This is a genomic window from Rhizobium sp. L9, from assembly GCF_002531885.1.
GTDB lineage: Bacteria > Pseudomonadota > Alphaproteobacteria > Rhizobiales > Rhizobiaceae > Rhizobium.
This window is the reverse complement of the sequence record NZ_NWSZ01000034.1, coordinates 14,739-32,523: the sequence shown is the minus strand read 5'-3', so window position 1 is coordinate 32,523 and position 17,785 is coordinate 14,739. Positions and strand designations below refer to the sequence as shown.

The following is a 17,785-nucleotide window of genomic DNA, read 5'->3' as shown; positions in this document are numbered from 1 at the left end:
GGCGATCGTTTCGATCGCAATCATGAAGGCTCTAGATTTATCACCGATGCAGACATTGCCGCGCTGGCGGGATCCTCGCATGTCGGAACGACTTGAAGCTGCTCGTCCTGATGGAAGGCCCGCCATCGTCTGGTTCGGCTTCCTGGCCATGTGCGTCGGCATGTTCATGGCGATCCTCGACGTTCAGGTGGTGGCGACATCGCTGCCGACCATCCAGTCGGCGCTTGATATCGATCCGGATCAGATGAGCTGGATACAAACCGCCTATCTGATCGCCGAGGTGGTCGCGATCCCGCTGACCGGCCTGCTGACGCGGCTTCTGACCATGCGGTGGCTGTTCGTCGTCGCCATAACCCTGTTCGTGACTGCGTCCGCCGGCTGTGCGGCCAGCAGCAGCTTCGGCGCGCTGGTCGCCTGGCGAGTGCTTCAGGGCTTTTCCGGCGGGACGCTGATCCCCTCGGTCTTTTCAGCCGTGTTCATCCTGTTTCCAGATATGCGGCAAGCGCTTGCGACGACGATTGCCGGCGTGCTTGCAGTGCTTGCGCCCACTGTCGGCCCGATCGTCGGCGGATGGCTGACCGAAACCTATTCCTGGCACTGGCTGTTCCTGATCAACATTCTTCCGGGGCTTGCTTCGGCAGTTTTGGCGGCTCGCTTCCTTCCGAAGCAGGCAGCCGATCCATCCGAACTCAGGCATCTCGACGGTTTGTCGCTCCTCTTGATGGCGGCAGCGCTGACAGCGCTGGAACTCAGTCTCAAAGAGGCGCCGACCAGCGGCTGGACCTCCGCCTATGTGCTGAGCCTGCTGGCCGTCTGTCTTCTGTCGGGCGGCGCGTTCATCACGCGAACGCTGCGCCGGCGCCGGCCGATCGTCGATCTCGGCAATTTCGGCGATCGGAATTTTCTGGTCGGCTCGGTTCTGAGCTTCATACTCGGCATCGGCCTGTTCGGCTCGGTCTATCTCATGCCGGTCTTTCTCGCTTTCATCAGGGGACACGACGCCCTTGAGATCGGCGTGACCATGCTGGTCACCGGCGTCGCACAGCTGATCACCGCGCCAGTCGCTGTTGCGCTGGAGAAGCGTATGGATGCGCGGCTGCTCTCGGCCGCCGGTTTCGCCCTGTTTACGATCGGTGTCGGCATGAGCGCGTTTCAGGATCCGCGCTCGGATTACGATGCGATGTTCTGGCCTCAGGTCGTGCGCGGCGTCGCCATCATGTTCTGCCTGCTGCCGCCGACGCGGCTGGCGCTCGGCACGCTTCCGGCCGATCGCGTTCCCGATGCGAGCGGGCTTTTCAATCTGATGCGCAATCTCGGCGGCGCCATCGGCATCGCGCTGATCGACACCATCATCTACACACGCTCGGAGCCGCTGGGACAAGACCTCTGGGCACGCCTCCAGGCCGGCGACATCGAGGCGGCCACGTTTGTCGGCGTGCCTGCCGAGATCATATCGAGACACAGCTTCGATGCCGATACCATGGCAACGCTCGATCCGCTGGTACAGACCGCGGCGAGCGTTCAGGCGATCAACGAAGCCTGGATGGTCGTCGCCATCCTGACCGGCTGCGCCCTGCTCTCAGTCCCCTTCGCCAGGCGGCCGGCGCCGGGCGAAGAACGTCAGTGACGAAGCCCAGTCCATGGTGGAACCGCCGGCGCTCGCCAAAAGTTTGGCTTTTGAAGCCACTGGCATTGGGAGGTTGGTATGAACACCGAGACGATCATTTTCGAACCGAGCGGCTGGGTCCCGAACAACCCTCGTCTGCCTGTATTGCTCTATCTTGCCGATGATGAACCTGCTGATTTCAAAAGTCGCTTCGCGACAAACGGTTGGACCGGCATCTGGACGAACGGTGTCTTCGATTATCAGCACTACCATTCCGGTGCTCATGAAGTGCTCGGAATTACACGTGGCAGCGCCACACTGCTGATCGGCGGTCCCGGCGGTCGAGCGATCGAAGTCGCGGCGGGAGACTGTCTGGTGCTTCCAGCCGGAACCGGGCACCAAAATCTCGGCTGCACGGCGGAGTTCGAGGTCATCGGGGCCTATCCCAAGGGGCAGCATGCCGATATTCAGACTTCGGCTGCTTCGAAGGAAATGCTGTCGAAAATCTCGTCAGTACCCCTGCCCGATACGGATCCCGTTCAAGGACGGTCGGGATTTCTCCCCGAAAAGTGGCGGTAGCAATTTGCACCGCCGTTATATTTTCGTTTTCTAATCCGCTCTGCCTGACTCTGTTCCGCTTTAGGCGAGTTTCGGTAGCACTTTGATGTGAGTTTATCAGCCGCGGCAACTTGTCGGTCTTCCCATCACCGGTAAGATTTCTCTCAATCTTTTTACGCCATCCTTTGATTCCCCTCTGATATCAATCGACGAGATCTCAATGGCCCTGAACCTCAAGCGCAGTTTGCAAATGCCACGACGCGAAGAGCTGGGTCTCCTTGCGATCAGCAACGGTTCCGGCCTGTCGATCTCGGCGCTGCCGAACGGCACGCTGTTTGTGATCGAATATGCCGACGACAAGGGAGCGGTGCAGATCAATCAGATCCAGGGCTCGCCGCTCTACGGCGGCATCAGTCGCCTTTATCTGCGCATCGGCGGCGCTAAGCCTGATGTCGCCGAGATCGTCGGCCCGCGTGCCGATGGCCGCTTCGGGCACGACGCGACGAGCTTTTCCTGGAGCGGCATGGCCGCCGATATCAGCTACACCGTCCGGCTCGAGCTTCATGCTTCCGAAACGGCCTGGTTCTGGCGCGTCTCGCTCAAGCATCCGAAGAAGGGAACGCTGCCGGTGGATCTGGTGCTCGTCCAGGACGTCGGTCTCGGCGATCGCGGCTTCCTGATGAACAGCGAGGCCTATGCTTCGCAATATGTCGATCACCATATCGCCGATCACGAGACATTCGGCCCGGTCGTCATGAACCGGCAAAATCTCAAGCAGTCGGGCGCCCGCAATCCCTGGCTCGTCCAGGGATGCTTCGATGGCGCGGCCGCCTACGCCACGGATGCGATCCAGCTGGTGCAGGCGAAGCACCGGCAGGGCGACCATCTGGTCGGGCCCTTCGGCAGCAGCCTTCCGGGCGAACGGCGGCAGCAGGAGACGGCATGTCCCGCCATTCAGTCGAGGCCGCTTTCCGTGTCAGCAGACGGCGCGACAGCCACCTTCGTTGCCCTGTTCGCCGCCGATCATCCCGAGGCCTCGAGCGATGCCGACCTTTCGCGGCTTGACGGTATCGCGGCACCGGAGAGTGCAACCGCCGATCCGGAGGGGGCCGCGGCCGTTCGCAGCCTGCTCCAGGATGCGCCCCTGCTGGAGGCCGAGACGTTGGACCTGAAGGCGATCCGACAGCTCTACCCGGAGCGGAGCCTCGAAGAGCGCGCGCACGGAAAGCTTCTTTCATTTTTCATGCCGGATGGCGTCCTCAACCGCCACGTCGTCCTGCGTGACAAGGAACTCGTCGTCGCGCGGCGCCATGGCGCCATCGTGCGGAGCGGCCAAAACATGCTGCTCGACGATACCACCCTTGCCGCCAGCTGCTGGATGCAAGGAATTTTCGCCGCGCAGTTGACGATCGGCAATACGTCCTTCCACAAGCTCTTTTCGGTGTCGCGCGATCCCTACAATCTGACGCGCGCCAGCGGGCTGCGCATCATGGCCGACCTCGGGGCGGGCTGGCAGCTTCTGGCGGTGCCGTCGGCTTTCGAAATGGGACTGAGCGACTGCCGCTGGATCTATCAGTGCCCGGAGCGCAGGATCATCGTCACGGCGGTCGCTTCCGGCGAGGATGCGGCAATGCAGTGGAGCGTTACCGTGGAGGGCAAGCCGTGCCGCTTCCTGGTGTTTGGCCATATCGTGCTCGGGGAGCGCGAATATGACGCCGGTGGGCAGATCGAATTCGATCCTGAGCGTAAACGCATCTCTTTCCGGCCGGACCCGGCCTGGCTCTGGGGCGAGCGTTATCCCGATGCCGTCTACTGGCTGGTGAGTCCGACACCCGACGCCATCGATAAGATCGGCGGCGACGAGCTCCTCTATGCCGATGGCGTTGCGCGCAACGGCGCGTTCATCGCACTCAAGTCCCGGCCGACGCAAGCGCTCTCCTTTGCCGTCGTTGGCTCGATGACCGATGCCGAAGAAGCCGAACGGCTGGCGCAGCGTTACGAGGGCGGCGTCACCAATGAGGCGATGCTTGCGCCGGCATCGGCATTCTGGCGCAACGCCGTGCGCGGCATGACGATCGACAGCTCTTCCCCCGATCTCGCTGCCCAGGCGACCCTCCTGCCCTGGCTCGCGCATGACGCCATCGTGCATCTGAGCGTGCCGCACGGCCTGGAGCAATACACCGGTGCTGCCTGGGGCACGCGCGACGCCTGCCAGGGACCGATCGAATTCCTGCTCGCCTATGAGCACGACCGCGAAGCCAGGGAGGTGGTGAAGACCGTCTTTAGCGAACAATATCTGGAAAAAGGCGACTGGCCGCAATGGTTCATGCTGGAGCCCTATGCCAACATCCGGGCGGGCGACAGTCACGGCGACGTCATCGTGTGGCCGTTGAAAGCGCTCTGCGACTATATCGAAGCGACCGGCGATCTCGCCATCCTCGACGAGAAGGTCTCCTGGCGCGACGAAAAGACCATGCAGAAGGCGCCCGTGGCCGATGCCATCGCCACCCATGTCGAGAAGCTGCTCGAGACCGTCCGCACACAGTTCATCCCGGGAACGCATCTGATCCGCTATGGCGAGGGAGACTGGAACGATTCACTGCAGCCGGCCGATCCGCATCTGCGCGATTGGATGGTCAGCAGCTGGACAGTTGCTCTGCTTTATGAGCAGATCGTCCGGTATTCCGCCATTCTGCGCCGCCTCGGCCTTGATGATAAGGCCAGGGCGCTAAGGAAGATCGCAACCGCGATGCGCCGGGATTTCAACCGGCATCTCGTGCGTGACGGCGTCGTCGCCGGCTACGGCATCTTCGATCCGGCCCATGACGGCGTCGAATTGCTGCTGCATCCGAGTGACAAACGCACCGGCCTTTCCTTCTCGCTGATCTCGATGACGCAGGCGATGCTCGGCAAGCTGTTCACGCCGGCGCAGAGGCGGCATCACATGCGGCTGATCGAAGAGCACCTGCTCTTCCCCGATGGCGTGCGGCTGATGGAAAGGCCGGCGACCTATTCCGGCGGGCCCGAAACGCTGTTTCGCCGGGCCGAATCCTCGTCCTTCTTCGGCCGTGAGATCGGGCTGATGTATGTGCATGCGCATCTGCGCTATTGCGAAACGCTGGCGCTGGAGGCGGAAGCGGAAGAGCTGTGGAAGGCAATCGCGGTCGTCAATCCGATCGCCGTCACGACGGTCTTGCCGCATGCTTCACTGCGCCAGCGCAATACCTATTTCAGCAGCAGCGACGCGGCTTTCCACGACCGCTATCAGGCGGCGGCGCAATGGGCGCGCGCCAAGACCGGAAAGATTGCCGTCGACGGCGGTTGGCGCATCTATTCGAGCGGACCTGGCCTCTACGCCAGGAGTTTCGTCGAAAATATCCTCGGCTTCAAGCGGCGCTTCGGCCGGCGCAGGTGCAAACCGCTTCTGCCTGCGGCGCATGCCGCCGTTGCCCTGCAGACCGATCACGCCGCCTGGCGGCGACTGATGACGCCGAAGTGGTAACCATTCAGGACGAAGTGCTGGCATCGCGCAGCTCTTCGAAGCGCGCCGTGCTTTTCGACAGGTGCGTTCGGATGGCGCGCCGCGCAGCAGGTTCGTTGCCGTCACGGATCGCCGAGAAAATGGCGTGGTGTTCCCTGCGCATGCGAGCGGCATGGCGCTTGCGCTCCGCAGCCGTCATCTTGTCCAAACGCGCCCATTGCCGCGGCACCATGATATTGCCGAACGTATCGAAGAGGCGGCCGTAGTAGGAATTCTGCGTCGCGACCAGGATCGACCGGTGGAAGGCGTAATCCTCCTCTGCCCCGTATCCGCCCTCTTCCAGCGCCCTGTCGAGAGCATCGAGCCGGTCCTGCATCCGGTCGATATCTTCCGGCGTGCGCCGCAGCGCGGCAAGACCGGCCGCCTCGTATTCGACCCCCATGCGCAGTTCCAGCACCCGCAGGACCTCATCGATCGACTGCAAGTCATTCGGAATGATGGAGAAGGATCTCGGTGTCGGATCGTCCGAGACGAAAGCCCCGAGGCCCTGATGGGTGGTGATCAGTCCTTTGGCGCGCAGGGTGGCGAGCGCCTCGCGCACGATCGTGCGGCTGACGCCGGTCGCCGCCATGATCGCCTGTTCGGTAGGAAGGCGCTGGCCCGGCTTGAGGTCGCCGGACTCGATCTGCGCCATCAGCGTATCGGCAAGGTTGCTGCGCAGGTTCGACGGCTGGCGAATGGTGCTGGAAAGCGCGTTGTCTTTGTCCGTCATCCCTTGTCAAATCCTGCCTTTCGGAGCGGCTGCGCCGGCCGGTATGCTTTTGCTAGCGCATGCCGGCCGGAAAGGCAAAGACGACGCGAGCCGAGACCCTGTGCTTCGTCAGTCGGCGAAAGCGATCACCGCGCCAGCCAGCCGCCGTCGACGGGCAGCACCGTTCCGTGCACGTAATCGGATGCAGGCGACGCCAGGAATACGGCAGCACCGCCAAGTTCGGACGGCGTTCCCCAGCGTCCCGCCGGAATACGGGCCAGGATGGCGGCGTTGCGATCGGGATCCTCACGCAGCGCCGTCGTGTTGTTGGTGACGAAATAACCGGGCGCGATGGCATTGACGTTGACGCCTTTGCCGGCCCATTCGCAGGCGAGCAGCTTTGTCAGCCCGGCAAGGCCGCTTTTGGAGGCGGTATAGGAGGGGATGCGAATGCCGCCCTGGAAGGAGAGCAGCGAGGCGATGTTGATGATCTTGCCCCTGCCCTTCTCGACCATGTGGCGGCCGGCCGCCTGCGACAGGAAGAAGGCCGTCTTCAGGTTGACGTCGATCACCGCGTCCCAATCTTCCTCGGTGAAGTCGAGCGCATCGGCACGGCGGATGATGCCGGCATTGTTGACGAGAATGTCGATGCCGCCGAAGGTCTGGGTCGTCTCGGCGACGATCCCCTTGACCGGTTCGATCGTGCCGAGATCGGCCTTGATAACATGGAAGCGGCTTCCTGCCTGCTTCACCAGTGCCTCGGTTTCCTCCATCGAGGAGCGGCCGACCGCAACGATCGCCGCACCAGCCTCGGCCAGGGCGGCCGCGATGGCCTGGCCGATCCCGGTATTGGCGCCGGTGACCACGGCGGTTCTTCCGGAGAGGTCGAAGAGGTTTGCCACGGTGCTCACCTCAGATCCGCAATGGCGATATGATCCATGTCGGTAAAGCTCTTATTGTCGCCGGCCATCGCCCAGATGAAGCTGTAATTCTTGGTGCCGGCGCCCGAATGGATCGACCAGGGCGGCGAGATGACGGCCTGTTCGTTGGCGACGAGCATATGCCGGGTCTGTTGCGGCTCGCCCATGAAGTGGAAGACGCGTTGGTCGGCTTCGAGATCGAAATAGAGATAGGCTTCCATGCGCCGGTCATGCGTATGCGCGGGCATGGTGTTCCAGACGCTGCCCGGCTCAATCATGGTGAGGCCCAGGGTGAGCTGGCAGGACTGGCAGACCTCCGGGTGGATGAACTGATAGATCGACCGCTTGTTGGCCGTCGCGGCTTCGCCCGGCGTCAGGTGGCGCGCCTTCTCGCGGGTGAGCAGCACGGTCGGGTGCGCTTGGTGCGCCGGCGTCGAGACCAGATAGAACTTCGCCGGATTGGCAGCATCGGCGCTCTCGAACTTAATGTCCTTGGAGCCCTTGCCGGCATAGAGGCAGTCATACTTGGCCAGGTCGTAGCTCGTGCCGTCGACGGTGATGCGGCCGGCGCCGCCGATGTTCAGGGCCCCGAGTTCGCGTTCGGCGAGGAAGGTTTCCTGTCCGATCGCCGTCGGCGCCGTCAGCGTCAGCGCGGGGCCAAGCGGCGTGGCGCCGCCGATAACCATCCGGTCGTAATGGGAATATGTCAGCCGGATCTCGCCGCCTGCGAAAACGGTCTCCACCAGAAAGTGACGCCGCAGCGTTTCCGTGTCGTAATTGCGCACGGCCTCGGGGTGGGAGGCGTGCCTCACGTCGATCTGCATGTCAATTTTCCTTCAGCTTCGTTGTCGTCACGCATCGTCGCTGTTGCGCAAGCCCATCCGTCAGGCGTCTTCCGCTGCGGCGGTATCCGTTTGGTTACATAGTTGTACGACAAGTTTGGTGTCAACAGGTTTGTCCGGGACTTGGCTGAGCAGACGTGAAGCGATCGCCAGCGGCCGCTTTTGGCGCGGCGGACACTCCTCGGCCGAAACGAAAAAAGCCTGCCGCGGGAGGAGGTGCGGCAGGCTTTCGATAAAAACCGAACGACAGCTGGGAGGAGGAGTGCTGCCGTTCCCGCAAGCGACCCTGGGAGGAGGATGGGGCGCCTGCATGTTCGAAGGGATGCGGGAGGAGGTGCATCGCTTCGATGGAATAATCATACTTATTTCCTGCTCAGATGATAGGCATTTCTTTGCAGGGCAGCTATGCGTTATGCGAAAAGCGGGGATCTCGCCATCGGACGGCCAAACGCCAAAAGCAAAGCGCCCGCTCGGGAGGAAGCAGGCGCTGGGCAAGTCTCGAAAATGGTGGTCTGTCTGGCGTTAGCGGGCGACGGCTGCGCGCGCAATGTTGCGGATGTCGCCGCGGCCGATGCCGAGGTCATCCAGTTCGCGCGTGGACATACGGCCCAGTTCAGCGACCGTCTGACGGTACTTGCGCCAATTGTTGAAAGAGCGTGCTACGTTCATGATGATCCCCTTTCCGTGGGCTTTCGAAGCCTAGCTGCCAGTCCTTGGCGCTTCGTTTGCTTCGATGCGCTGTATATAATACGGGACCCTCGGTTGTTGCAGCGCCAATGCATCACTGCACCTATGCGATAACTGCATGGGTTCTAAAGCGCAGCGGTCGACGTCAGGCTTTGAAACGGTCGAACGCCGTCAGCCGGACGAGCGGCGGATCGGCCTCCCACCGGTAGATTTCCGACCGCAGAAAGGAAAGCTCGTCACCGAGATCGTCTTCGCCGACTTCGATCCACCAGGATTTCAGGCGGCCATCGCTTCCGTCCGACCAGCGGTAGCCCCTTGCCTTCAGATGATCCTTCATCTCGAATGGGCTGTGTTCGGCAAAGATGCGGATGCGGCAGCGCTGGCTGGCGCGGTACAGCTCGGCGAAGGGGCTTTCACCGTCGCCTTGCTGTCGATCGAGAATCTCCAGGAGCGCATGGCAATCGTCCACCGCTCGGTGGCCTTCGTGGAAATACCCGGCCTGGCCGACGAGATAACCGAGCTTCGTTCCCTCGAAGCCGCGGGCGCTCCAGTCGATCTCCGAAACCGAGCACGCCCAGGCCTTGCTGGCGAAAATGGGTGAGAAGGCCTCGCAGAACGGCCGGTCGAACCCGGCATTGTGGGCAATGATGAGGTCCGCCGGTTCGATCAGGGCACTCAGTGAGGCCATGTCGATGACCTGTCCTTCGACCATGGCCTCGGAAATCCCGGTCAGCCTGGTAATGTCGGGCCGGATCGGCTTGGAGGGCTGCTGCAAGCCGCCATAGATGCCGACCACATCGCCGACCGCGCCGTCATCGCTGAAGGTGAAGGCGACGGCGCCGATTTCGATGATCTCGTCGCTGCGGTGATTGAGGCCCGTTGTCTCGGTATCGAGGATGACGCCGAGCCGCGAAAATCCAGGCTGTCTCGCCACCGCGACCGGCCGGGCGGCGAGTTTCCTCAGGATCCGGTAATTGCCGCTCTCCTCGAGTGCCCGCGCCATGTCTTCAGCGGAGGGGGCCGGCGGTGACGGCCGCCGGCGCGATGGACCGCGTGCTTCGGCCATTGCGGGCGATGCCTTGGCAAACATGTCGAGTTGCGAATCTCTGTGCACGCTCATCGAACTTGTATGTCACGGAGGCGCGGGCGAATCCATCGCCCGCGGCGCGCTATGCCCAGCCCTTGCCTTTCATGGTCAGGAAAGTTTAGCTGAGGATCAGCGGCTGAAGGAGAATCCATGCCCCGTGACGACATCATGGACGCCGACGAAGACGTCGTCATCATCGGCGCCGGCGCTGCCGGTATTGCCGCTGCCCGACGCCTGCTGGCAATCCGGCCCGGTCTTTCTGTCCTCCTGCTCGAAGCCGCTGACCGCCTTGGTGGCCGGGCCTGGACGGTCGGGCTGCCCGGAACCGGTGATGTGGGTTTCGATCTCGGTTGCGGATGGCTGCACGGGGCGCGGACCAATGCCTGGACGGAGATTGCCGGTGAGATCGGTCTGATGGTCGACCGCTCGCCGGCACCCTGGAACGGCGGGCGGCGGCTCCAGCGGGATGATGCGGAGATCCAGGCGGCGCAGCAGGCGATCGGCGCTTATTTCGAACGCCTCGAAAGCCATGAAGGCATGGATAGCGACCTGGCAGCAGAGCTCCAGCCGGACGGTCGCTGGAACGGCCAGATCCGGGCGATCGGCACTTACATCACCGGCGCAGAATTGGAGCGCTCGTCGATCGCCGACTACAACAGGTATGATCCGGGCGCCGGTCCCGACTGGCGTGTGCGGCAGGGCTACGGAACATTGATCGCGCTTTATGGTGCGCCGCTCCGGACAAGGTTTGGCGTTGAAGCAAGACGAGTCGACCACCGCCATGTCGGCCGTATCAGCATCGAGACGAGCCAGGGATTGATCACCGCCCGGACTGTGCTCGTCACTGTTTCCACGAACGTGCTTGCCGCCGGTAGGATCGCCTTCGATCCTCCCCTGCCCGACAAGATCGAAGCGGCAGCTCGTTTGCCGCTGGGGCTTGCCGACAAGCTTTTCCTCGGCCTCGCCGATCCGGAGGCAATGCCGGCGGATACGCATATGCTCGGCTCGACCAGTCGCGGTGCGACCGGCACCTATCAGCTGCGGCCGTTCGGCGCTCCAGTCGTCGAAGCCTATTTTGCCGGCGATCTCGCGCATGATCTGGAGCGGGCGGGAGCGGAGGCTGCCTTCTCCTTCGCCGCGGACGAGCTGGCCGCACAATTCGGCGCCGACATCCGCAAGCAGCTGTCGATGGCGGCGGTCTCGGCTTGGGCCGCGACGCCTCATATCGGCGGTTCCTATTCCTATGCGGAACCCGGCGCCTCTGATCTGCGCGGGGTCCTTGCCGCACCGCATGACGGGCGGATTTTCTTTGCCGGCGAAGCCTGTTCACGCGCCCGTTATTCGACGGCACATGGCGCCTATGAGACCGGTGTTGCCGCCGCCGATCTGATCGCTGCTCTGTTTCGGCAAAATCCGTAAACGTTGTCGGAAATATTTTTTCCCACTTGTCGCACGGGCGGGATTGGCTATTCTGCTCTCGCCCCCGCGCTACCCCAGCTTGGGGCGCTACACCTCATCCGGCGGCAGAGGCCGCTTCAAGCACGATATTGTCATTGATTGCAGGAGCCCCGGCTTCTACCCCGACGATTTTGCGCGTCGGCCGCGGGTATCCGCATGAGGAGGAAGACATGGATTATCGCAAGCTCGGTCCGAGCGGGACCGTCGTCACCGCCTATTGCCTCGGCACCATGACCTTTGGCGCGGAGGCCGACGAAGCGGCCTCGCACAAGCTGCTCGACGATTATTTCGCCTGGGGCGGCAATTTCATCGACACCGCCGACGTCTACAGTGCCGGCAAGTCGGAAGAGATCATCGGCCGCTGGCTGAAGGCGCGCCCGACTGAGGCCCGCCAGGCGATCGTCGCCACCAAGGGGCGTTTTCCGATGGGCAACGGACCCAACGATATCGGCCTGTCGCGCCGGCATCTCGGCCAGGCGCTCGACGACTCGCTGCGCCGCCTCGGCCTCGAGCAGATCGACCTCTACCAGATGCATGCGTGGGACGCGCTGACGCCGATCGAAGAGACGCTGCGCTTCCTCGACGATGCGGTTTCATCAGGCAAGATTGGCTATTACGGCTTCTCCAATTATGTCGGCTGGCATATCGCCAAGGCTTCGGAGATCGCCAAGGCGCGGGGTTATACCCGTCCGGTGACGCTGCAGCCGCAATACAGCCTGTTGGCGCGCGACATCGAGCTCGAAATCGTCGCGGCCTGCCAGGATGCCGGCATGGGTCTCTTGCCGTGGTCGCCGCTCGGCGGCGGCTGGCTCACCGGCAAGTACAAGCGGGACGAGATGCCGACCGGCGCCACCCGCCTTGGCGAGAACCCCAATCGCGGTAGCGAATCATATGCGCCGCGCAACGCTCAGGAACGCACCTGGGCGATCATCGGCGCGGTCGAGGAGATCGCCAGAGCCCGCGGCGTCAGCATGGCGCAGGTGGCGCTCGCCTGGACGGCGGCGCAGCCGGCCGTGACCTCGGTCATCCTCGGCGCCCGCACCCCCGAACAGCTCGCCGACAATCTCGGCGCGATGAAGGTCGAACTCTCCAAGGAGGAGATGGCGAAGCTCAACGAGGTCAGCGCCCCGCAACCTCTGGACTATCCCTACGGCAAGGGCGGCATCAACCAGCGCCACCGCAAGATCGAAGGCGGCCGCTGAGCCCTCCGGCCGCAACTGAACGAAGCCTGTCTGCTTCATGCCGAAGGGGACAGGCCGTCCGGGTCGAGGCTTATCGACTCGTGCTTTGGGCTGCTGGTCGGTCGCCAGTGCTGCCGATTGTCTTCAGGTAGATCGATAAAAGCTGCGTCTGCGAGGAGATGCCGAGCTTGCGGTAGACGTTGCGGCGATGGACCTTCACCGTGCCCGTCGAGATGTTGAGCCTGAGGCCGATCGATTCCGAGGAATGTCCCTGCAATACCAGATCGACGATCGCGGTTTCGCGGCTCGTCAACTTGAGGTCGCGCCAGACAGTGTCGGCCGGCTGCAGCGCCTGCGCCGCCGCACCGCTTTTCCTCCCCTTTCGCAAGCCGGCATCGCGTTGCGCGTCGAAGCGGGCGCCGAGCCGCGGCCAGAAATGCCGGACAAGGCTCGCCACCAAAGGTTCGGCCTTTTTCAGAAGCGCGAATTCAGCCGGCGGAAACGGGCCGGTCTTTTCCCGGCGCATCAGCGACAGCACGACGGTGATATCGTCGTCGAGTGTCACGAAGAAGCCGATCTCCTCGGCAAGTCCCGTCTGGACATAATAGCTCCGGTAATATTCGCTGGAGAAGAAGCGGTCGGGCGCCAGCTCGCGCATGCGGAAGACGCCCGGGCGGCGCGCGCGGGCGGTATGGTAAAATGGATCGAGCAGGTACGGACCAACCTGATAGAGGGTGACGAAAACGACGTTTTCCTCTGGATCGAAGGTGCTGTAGAGATCAATCGGCCGCTCCTTGCCGCGATAGGCAAAAACCACGACATAATCGAAGCGCACCAGCGCCGCCATCATCCGGCGGAACGTCTCACCAAACTCCGCATCCGCCATGGCGGGCTTTCCGACGGTGACGTCGAAAGCCAGAAACAGCGCCTCGAGATCAATGCTCATCGATAGCCTCTCCAAACCGTCTCAGCAGGAATACGCTAAGTTTCATATACACCTTCCACGAAGAGATGTGAGGCAGAATACCTCTTTCGGGGTATATACCGCGCCGACGGCCCTGGCTTACTGTTTCTCTAACGACGGTGGCAAAAAGGCAGCGCTAGACTGCCCATACCAACCAACCGCAGGGAACAGACGCGTGGCATCCGCTTCGACGAACGATATCGAATTCCGTTCGGTCACCAAGAATTATGGCGCGGTGACCGCCGTGACCGACATAAATCTGAATGTACCGAAGGGGGCTTTTCTCGCTCTGCTCGGCCCTTCCGGCTGCGGCAAGACCACGTGTCTGCGCATGATCGGCGGCTTTGAGCAGCCGAGCGAGGGCGCCGTGCTGATCGACGGGCGGGAGATGAACGGCGTTCCGGCCTATCGCCGCCCCGTCAACATGGTCTTCCAGCATTATGCTCTGTTTCCGCATTTCAACGTCGAACAGAACGTCGCCTATGGCTTGCGGCAGATGCGGCCAAGGATTGCGGCGGCCGAGATCAATCGCCGCGCGGCAGAAGCGCTCGAGATGGTGCGGCTTGGCGGTTTCGCCAAGCGGCGCATCCACGAGATGTCCGGCGGCCAGCAGCAGCGGGTGGCCTTGGCGCGCGCGATCGTCAACCGGCCTTCGGTGCTGCTGCTTGACGAGCCGCTGGCCGCGCTCGACAAGAAGCTGCGCTCGGCCATGCAGATCGAATTGCAGACGTTGCAGCGCGAACTCGGCATCACCTTCGTGCTCGTCACCCACGATCAGGAAGAAGCGCTGTCGATGGCGGACGTCGTCTGCGTCATGAGCGCCGGGCGCATTCGTCAGCTCGGTACGCCGCAAGAGGTCTACGACCGCCCGGCCGATCTTTTCGTCGCCGATTTCGTCGGCAAGACCAACCGGATCGGTGCGACGATGGAAACCGGTGGCACGACGCTGCGCCTTGGCGACGGGTCGGCGCTTGCAGCCATTGCCCGCCCTGGCCTTGCGACGGGCGATGTGATCGTTGCGATCCGTCCCGAGGCGATCCGGCTGACGCGGGCTGCGGTCGGCAGCACGTCCTTTGCAGGCACGGTCACGCACCGCATCTTCCTCGGCTCCTCGGCCGAATATGCCGTCACTGTTCCGGGTCTCGGCGATTTCCTCGTCACCGCCGACCGGCGCAGCATGAATGAGAGCGATCTGGTCGAGCCAGGTGAAGCGGTTTTCCTCGGCTTCGATCCCGATATGGCCCACGTTTTTCCAGGCGAGGTTTCTTCACCCCAAGTTTCATAAGCATCGAATGCATAAACCAGAACAAGGGAACAGCATCATGAGCAAGGACTACAAGGATCATCTGCCTATTACGCCTGAAGGCTTCATGGACGAGTTCATGCGCCTGAAGCGCGGCTCCGTCAGCCGCCGCCACTTCCTCGGCGTCACCGGCCTCGGGCTTGCGACCGCCGTGCTGTCGCGTTTCCCCGGTGCCCTGTCGACGCCCGCCTACGCCGAGGACCTCGGTACCCAGATGTCGATCGCCACCTGGCCGAACTACCATGACCCTGCGACCTTCGAGAATTTCAAGGCGGCGACCGGCGTTGCCGTGGAGGTCAACGTCTTCGGCTCCAATGAGGAAATGCTGGCCAAGCTCCAGGCGGGCGCCTCCGGCTGGTCACTCTTCGTGCCGACCAACTACACGATCTCCACCTACCACAAGCTCGGCCTGATCGACGAACTCGATCTCTCCAAGATCCCGAATTTCAGCCAAGCGACGGAAAATCCGCGCTTCACCAAGGAAGGCATGATCGACGGCAAGACCTATGCCGTGCCGAAGAACTGGGGTACGACCGGGTTCTCGGTCAATACCGCGAAGATCAAGACCAAGCTTTCGAGCTGGAAGGACTTCTTTGACATCGCCCAGACGGAAGCCGACGGCCGCGCCATGGTGCACGACTATCAGCTGACGACGATCGGCAGCGCGCTGGTGTCGCTCGGCTACGATTTCAATTCGATCAAGGCGGACGAACTCGCCAAGGCCGAGGAACTGCTGATTAAAGTCAAACCGCACCTTTTCGCCATCAACAGCGACTACCAACCGGCCATGCGCGCCACCGACGCCTGGCTCACCATGTGCTGGACCAATGACGGGGCGCAGCTCAACCGAGACGTTCCCGAGATCGCCTATGTGCTTGGCACCGACGGCGGCGAAATCTGGACCGACTATTACGCAATCCCGAAGGACGCGCCGAACAAGGCGGCGGGTTACGCGCTGCTCAACTACCTCATGGATCCGGCCAATGCCGTCAAGGAGCACGTCGCCAATGGTGCACCGACGACTGACAGCCGGGTCATCGCGCTGCTGCCGAAGGAAATCACGGCGAACAAGATCGTCTATCCGGACGAGGCTTCATTGACGCCGCTGGAATTCGGCGCGGCGGTGACGTTGACCGATCCAGGCCGGGCGGAGCTGATGGCGCGTTTCAAGTCGGCTTGATCGCCGTTCCCAACTCCGGCCCCACCGCCTTGGCGCGAGGGGGCCGGTCTCGTGCCTAGAATCGGCGGATAAAGAACCTTTCGATGCCTTTTGCTCCTGAAACCAATCGGCGCCTTGTCACCGCGGCTCTTGTCAGTCCGGCCAGCATCTGGCTGTTCGTGTTCCTGGTGTTGCCCTTCATCGCCATCATCGTCTTTGCCTTCGGCGAGCGGGCGCCCGAAGGTGGTTATCAGGCGGCTTTTACCTTTGCGCAGTTTGCCAATCTTGGTTCGCGCGCCGCGGCCTTCAAGAACACGCTGATCCTTGCGCCGATCGGCGCCTTCGCCTGCCTGCTCGTCGCCTATCCGGTTGCTTATTACCTCGCCGTCAAGGCGAGCGCCAAATACCGGCTGCTGCTGGTCTCCCTCGTCGTCGTGCCCTTCTGGACGAGCCTTCTCGTGCGCACCTACGCCTGGATGTACATCTTGGGCGCGCGCGGCATTCCGCATCTCCTGGAGATGGTCGGCATCGAAAATGTCAGGCTGCTGAACACACCGGGCGCCGTGCTGCTCGGCATCGTCTACGGCTACCTGCCGCTGATGATCATGCCGATCTATGTCAGCCTCGAAAAGCTCGACCGCCGCCTTCTGGAGGCCTCCGCCGATCTCGGCGCGCGGCCGCTTTCGACCTTTTTCGGCATCACGCTGCCGCTGTCGCTTCCTGGCGTGATGACCGGCATCGCCCTCGTCACCATCCTGCTGCTTGGCGAATATCTGATCCCGCAGTTGCTTGGCGGCGGCAAAGTCTTCTTCATCGGCAATGCGCTGGTTGATCTCTTCCTGCAGTCGCGCAATTGGCCGTTCGGCTCTGCGATCGCCGTCACTCTCGTCGTTGTCGTCGTCATCGTGCTGTTGATTGCCATGCGCATCGCCTGGCGCGTTGCCGGTACCCGCCAAGTGGATCTCGTCTGATGCGCGCGCTGGTCACCGCAGTCTACCTGTTCCTCTATACGCCGATCGCGCTTGTCGTGCTGTTCTCCTTTAATGCCGGCCGCAATGCCAGCGATTTCACCGGCTTCTCGACGCAATGGTATGGCAAGGCGCTTGCCAACACCTTCCTGATGGAAGCGCTGCAGAACAGCCTGGCCATCGCCTTTACCAGTGCCGGGCTGGCGGCCATTTTCGGCACAATGGCGGCGATCGGCATGGAGCGGCTCGGCGCCCGGGCGCGAGCGGTCTTCGACGGGCTGTTTGCTGCGGCGATCGTCGTTCCCGGCGTCGTTATCGGCATTGCGACGCTGGTGGCGCTGGTCGAGGTCTTCGGCTTCGTCAATCCACTGATTGCCGCCGTCTGGCCAGGCGAACAGGCGCCGAAGCTTTCACTCGGCTATGGCTCGATCATCGCCGCCCATGGGCTCTTCACCATGGCGCTGGTGACAATGATCGTCAAAGCACGCATCGCCAGCCTCGGCCGTGACATCGTCGAAGCGTCGAGCGATCTCTACGCCACGCCATTGACCACTTTTCGCCAGATTGTGCTGCCGCAGATCCTGCCGTCAATCCTGGCCGGTTTTCTGCTCGCCTTCACCTTCTCCTTTGACGATTTCATCATCGCCTTTTTCGTCGCAGGCTCGAACACGACACTGCCGATTTATGTCTTCGCCTCGATCCGTCGTGGCGTGACACCGGAGATCAACGCCATCGCCACGATGGTGCTTGTCGCATCGCTGGGACTGATCCTCATCGCGCGCTTTCTGATGCGCGAGAAAACAACAAACTGAACGGGAAA

General features: G+C 62.5%; 15 protein-coding genes. 9 read left to right on the top strand and 6 right to left on the bottom strand.

Going from position 1 to position 17,785, the window contains the following annotated elements; genetic code table 11:
• The first annotated feature begins 79 nt into the window (after positions 1-79).
• The 3 genes from CO660_RS28080 to CO660_RS28070 all read left to right on the top strand — a co-directional run bounded on the left by CO660_RS28080 (position 80) and on the right by CO660_RS28070 (position 5,666).
• Positions 80-1,627 carry a DHA2 family efflux MFS transporter permease subunit gene (locus tag CO660_RS28080; RefSeq protein WP_097601398.1) on the top strand — a complete coding sequence of 516 codons (1,548 nt, stop codon included), beginning with the start codon at positions 80-82 and terminating at the stop codon, positions 1,625-1,627.
• A 78-nt stretch (positions 1,628-1,705) separates the two neighbouring features.
• Positions 1,706-2,185: a cupin gene (locus CO660_RS28075; RefSeq protein ID WP_097601369.1), complete on the top strand. Its 480-nt coding sequence runs from the start codon at positions 1,706-1,708 to the stop codon at positions 2,183-2,185.
• 199 nt (positions 2,186-2,384) lie between these two features.
• Positions 2,385-5,666: a cellobiose phosphorylase gene (locus tag CO660_RS28070; protein WP_097601368.1), complete on the top strand. Its 3,282-nt coding sequence runs from the start codon at positions 2,385-2,387 to the stop codon at positions 5,664-5,666.
• 4 nt (positions 5,667-5,670) lie between these two features.
• On the opposite strand, the gene CO660_RS28065 is transcribed toward CO660_RS28070, so the two are convergent.
• The 5 genes from CO660_RS28065 to CO660_RS28040 all read right to left on the bottom strand — a co-directional run bounded on the left by CO660_RS28065 (position 5,671) and on the right by CO660_RS28040 (position 9,965).
• Positions 5,671-6,417: a FadR/GntR family transcriptional regulator gene (locus CO660_RS28065; RefSeq protein ID WP_097601367.1), complete on the bottom strand. Its 747-nt coding sequence runs from the start codon at positions 6,415-6,417 to the stop codon at positions 5,671-5,673.
• A 125-nt stretch (positions 6,418-6,542) separates the two neighbouring features.
• Complete coding sequence (gene kduD / locus CO660_RS28060) at positions 6,543-7,307, bottom strand: 2-dehydro-3-deoxy-D-gluconate 5-dehydrogenase KduD (RefSeq protein ID WP_280953018.1); 765 nt, start codon at positions 7,305-7,307, stop codon at positions 6,543-6,545.
• Positions 7,304-8,140 carry a 5-dehydro-4-deoxy-D-glucuronate isomerase gene (gene kduI, locus CO660_RS28055; protein WP_097601366.1) on the bottom strand — a complete coding sequence of 279 codons (837 nt, stop codon included), beginning with the start codon at positions 8,138-8,140 and terminating at the stop codon, positions 7,304-7,306. Before kduI ends, kduD begins: the two co-directional genes overlap by 4 nt.
• A gap of 540 nt (positions 8,141-8,680) precedes the next feature.
• A complete protein-coding gene (locus CO660_RS28045; RefSeq protein ID WP_097601364.1) occupies positions 8,681-8,827 on the bottom strand; it encodes a DUF1127 domain-containing protein in 147 nt (48 codons plus the stop codon).
• Positions 8,828-8,990: 163 nt separating this feature from the next.
• Positions 8,991-9,965 (bottom strand): 3'-5' exonuclease, encoded by a 975-nt coding sequence (locus CO660_RS28040; RefSeq protein WP_097601363.1) that lies wholly within the window; start codon positions 9,963-9,965, stop codon positions 8,991-8,993.
• A 117-nt stretch (positions 9,966-10,082) separates the two neighbouring features.
• On the opposite strand from CO660_RS28040, the gene CO660_RS28035 reads away from it, so the two are divergent.
• Both CO660_RS28035 and CO660_RS28030 read left to right on the top strand, forming a co-directional pair.
• Positions 10,083-11,351, top strand: coding sequence for an NAD(P)/FAD-dependent oxidoreductase (locus CO660_RS28035; protein WP_097601362.1), 1,269 nt, complete (start codon positions 10,083-10,085; stop codon positions 11,349-11,351).
• A gap of 209 nt (positions 11,352-11,560) precedes the next feature.
• Positions 11,561-12,592, top strand: coding sequence for an aldo/keto reductase (locus CO660_RS28030; protein WP_085781189.1), 1,032 nt, complete (start codon positions 11,561-11,563; stop codon positions 12,590-12,592).
• Positions 12,593-12,662: 70 nt separating this feature from the next.
• Here the strand turns inward: CO660_RS28030 and CO660_RS28025 are convergent, their stop codons facing one another.
• Positions 12,663-13,517, bottom strand: a complete 855-nt coding sequence (locus CO660_RS28025) for a helix-turn-helix transcriptional regulator (protein WP_097601361.1) — start codon at positions 13,515-13,517, stop codon at positions 12,663-12,665.
• Between the two features lie 193 nt (positions 13,518-13,710).
• Here CO660_RS28025 and CO660_RS28020 point away from each other — a divergent pair, with 193 nt between their 5' ends.
• The 4 genes from CO660_RS28020 (at position 13,711) to CO660_RS28005 (ending at position 17,777) form a co-directional block, all read left to right on the top strand.
• Positions 13,711-14,820: an ABC transporter ATP-binding protein gene (locus tag CO660_RS28020; RefSeq protein ID WP_085781191.1), complete on the top strand. Its 1,110-nt coding sequence runs from the start codon at positions 13,711-13,713 to the stop codon at positions 14,818-14,820.
• 37 nt (positions 14,821-14,857) lie between these two features.
• Positions 14,858-16,018, top strand: a complete 1,161-nt coding sequence (locus tag CO660_RS28015) for a spermidine/putrescine ABC transporter substrate-binding protein (RefSeq protein ID WP_085781192.1) — start codon at positions 14,858-14,860, stop codon at positions 16,016-16,018.
• An 83-nt stretch (positions 16,019-16,101) separates the two neighbouring features.
• Complete coding sequence (locus CO660_RS28010) at positions 16,102-16,968, top strand: ABC transporter permease (RefSeq protein ID WP_097601360.1); 867 nt, start codon at positions 16,102-16,104, stop codon at positions 16,966-16,968.
• Complete coding sequence (locus tag CO660_RS28005; RefSeq protein WP_085781194.1) at positions 16,968-17,777, top strand: ABC transporter permease; 810 nt, start codon at positions 16,968-16,970, stop codon at positions 17,775-17,777. Before CO660_RS28010 ends, CO660_RS28005 begins: the two co-directional genes overlap by 1 nt.
• Positions 17,778-17,785: the final 8 nt, after the last annotated feature.